Annotated in this window: 3 protein-coding genes; 1 reads left to right on the top strand and 2 read right to left on the bottom strand. The window is 73.4% G+C overall.

Annotated elements, in window-relative coordinates:
* The coding region (locus ACWGIU_RS35240) for an ATP-binding cassette domain-containing protein (RefSeq protein ID WP_453712171.1) at positions 1-904 on the bottom strand (904 nt) is incomplete at its 3' end.
* A gap of 180 nt (positions 905-1,084) precedes the next feature.
* On the opposite strand from ACWGIU_RS35240, the gene ACWGIU_RS35235 reads away from it, so the two are divergent.
* Entirely contained in the window at positions 1,085-2,122 is a 1,038-nt protein-coding gene (locus ACWGIU_RS35235) for a helix-turn-helix domain-containing protein (protein ID WP_453712170.1), read from the top strand.
* Between the two features lie 45 nt (positions 2,123-2,167).
* Here ACWGIU_RS35235 and ACWGIU_RS35230 read toward each other — a convergent pair whose 3' ends face one another.
* The gene (locus ACWGIU_RS35230) at positions 2,168-2,431 is read right to left on the bottom strand and encodes a hypothetical protein (RefSeq protein WP_453712169.1); all 264 of its coding nucleotides are present in this window, start codon (positions 2,429-2,431) and stop codon (positions 2,168-2,170) included.
* Positions 2,432-2,542: the final 111 nt, after the last annotated feature.

Raw genomic sequence — 2,542 nt, 5'->3', positions numbered from 1 at the left:
CGATGAACACCTCGTCGAGGGACGAGCGACGCAGAGCGAGTTCCCCGACGGCGATACCCGCCCGGTCGAGCCGGCGTACGACACGCGGCATGAGCGCCGGGTCCTTGACGGGGACGACGATGCCGTCACCCTCGATCGTGGTGTGCGGCCCGGCCTCCTCGGCGACGAGGGCGTGCGCCGCGTCGAGGTCGGCCGGCCGGACCGGGCGCAGGTGCAGCACCCGGCCGCCGACGGCCTTCAGTTCGTCGGGCGTACCGCCGGCGATCACCCGCCCGTTGTCGATGACCACGATGCTGTCGGCGAGCCGGTCCGCCTCGTCCAGATACTGCGTGGTCAGCAGGGTGGTCATGCCCTCCGCCACCAGCACGCGCAGCATGTCCCACACCTCGCCCCGGCTGTGCGGATCGAGCCCGGTGGTCGGCTCGTCCAGGAAGAGGATCTGCGGCCGCCCGATCAGGCTGGCCGCGAGGTCCAGGCGCCGCCTCATACCGCCCGAGTACGTCTTCACGGCCCGTCCGGCCGCGTCGCTCAGGTGGAAACGGTCGAGCAGCTCGGCTGAGCGGGTCCGGGCCGCGCCGCGCGACATGCCGAGCAGGCGCCCGATCATCAGCAGGTTCTCCGTGCCGGTCATGTTCTCGTCCACGGCCGCGTACTGCCCGGTCAGCCCGATCAGGGAGCGGACCCGCCCCGCCTCCCGCACCACGTCGTGCCCGCCCACCTCGGCACGCCCCTCGTCCGGCCGTAGGAGGGTGGCGAAGATGCGGACCGCGGTGGTCTTGCCCGCACCGTTGGGACCGAGCAGGCCGAGCACGGTACCTGCCGGAACCTCCAGATCCACCCCGTTCAGCGCGCGGGTCTCCTTGAACCGCTTGGCCAGGCCCTCGGCCCGGATCGCGTATCTCACGGGATCACCTCGCTCGCGCGGAAAACGGCATCCCTTCCACTGTGACGCACCCCACCGACAGCCGCCCTGACGGGCGGAGGCCGCGGGCCCCGGGAGCGTGCGCCAACTGTCGGCCGCCGCGGCCGGATCGCGCGCCGATCGGCGCTTCTGCTCCCCACCAGGGCGCCCTATGCTCCTGGCATGGAGGCACTGGCCGTACGGCTGTCAGGACTGGATCCGTACGTCGACGGCGCGATCCGCATCATCGCGTTCTACGACACGCTGACGCGCAGGCGGGTGGACCTCCCGGCGCTGGCCCGCTCCTCGGCGGGTCTGGCCGAGTGCGTGGCCGGGATCCGGCTCCACGGCACGGGACAGACGATCCGCGTCGCGGCGGACGGCGCGCCGGCCCCAGGCCCGACCCCACCCGCATCCACCACCGCGCCGCTCACACTCGACGAGGAGGAGATCGGCACGGTATGGCTGGAACGCCCAGGTCCGCCGGGTCCGCTCGACGAAGTCCTCCTCGACCGGTTCGCCATCACCGCCGCGGCGGCCGTCGAACGGTACGGCCCGGCCCGCACCACCATGGCCGACCCCGCCCTCGTCGAACTGGCGATCAGCCCCGACACCGACGAAGCGGCCGGAGCCCGGGCGCTGCGCCTCCTGGGCTTCACCGCCGGCCTGCCGGTCCACGTCGTCGCCGTACACGCACGGATTCCGCTCGACCGGATCGGCTCCCTGCTCTGCCCGGGCCGTCCGGTCAAGGCGGCATCCCTCGCCGACGTGGGCGTCCTCCTGGCCACCACCGTCGACCCCTCTCGGATCCCGGCAGGCGTACGCGCTGGCATCGGCGCCGCCGAAGGCCCGGCCCGGTCCTGGCAGCAGGCCCGGACCGCCCTCCGCTTCACCACCACACGCCGACCGGTCGTCCGCCATGACGAGTTGGGCGCTGCGGCGCTGCTGGCCCTGGTCCCCCCGGACGCGGTGCGCGGCAACGCGGACGTGTCGGGCATCGCCCGTATCGCCGCCGGCCACGCCGAAGACCTGGAGACCTTGGACGCCTACTGCGCCACCGGTTCCCTGCGGCGGGCCGCCGACCTCCTGCACCTGCACCACAGCAGTGTCGCCCGCAGGCTCGACCAGATCGGGAAGGTCCTGGGCATCGACATCACCGAACACGCCGGGCTGATCCGGGCCTCCCTCGCCCTCACCGCATGGCGACTGCTCGACGACTGACGAGGTGCCGGCCCGGGTCGCCGTAGGCGACCCTCACAAGGCTCCTCAGGCGGCCGGAACGCTGGGCCGGGGCGCGATCCGTATCCGGTCCCGCGCGTACTCCACGGTCTCGCCCGGCAGGATCAGCAGCCCGGGCTCCCCGTCCTGGCAGGCCCCGCCGATCGGTTGCACCTGCACGGCCGGGCCGAGTCCGCCGGCCATGAACACCGTCGGGTCGACCTCCCAGCCGTGCACGGCGAGCCACAGCTCCAGCGCCGCCGTGTCCCGTGCCTCCGCGCCGCGCGGCCACTCGAACGTCGTGCTCCCCATCCCTGCCCCCTGTAGGTGGTCGGATCACCGCCGATGATCCTGCCATCCCCCGCTGACAATCGCCGCCCGATATCGACGCGCGCCCGCCCCCCGCCGTGCGGGGAGTGCGGG

It is taken from the genome of Streptomyces sp. NPDC054840, assembly GCF_053611065.1.
Note: the sequence above shows the minus strand (reverse complement) of the source record. Positions and strands in the feature narration are given on the sequence as shown.

Coding starts and splice junctions, on each gene's coding strand:
- ACWGIU_RS35235 (WP_453712170.1), top strand. CDS start 1,085: ATGGAGGCACTGGCCGTACGGCTGTCAGGACTGGATCCGTACGTCGAC.
- ACWGIU_RS35230 (WP_453712169.1), bottom strand. CDS start 2,431: ATGGGGAGCACGACGTTCGAGTGGCCGCGCGGCGCGGAGGCACGGGAC.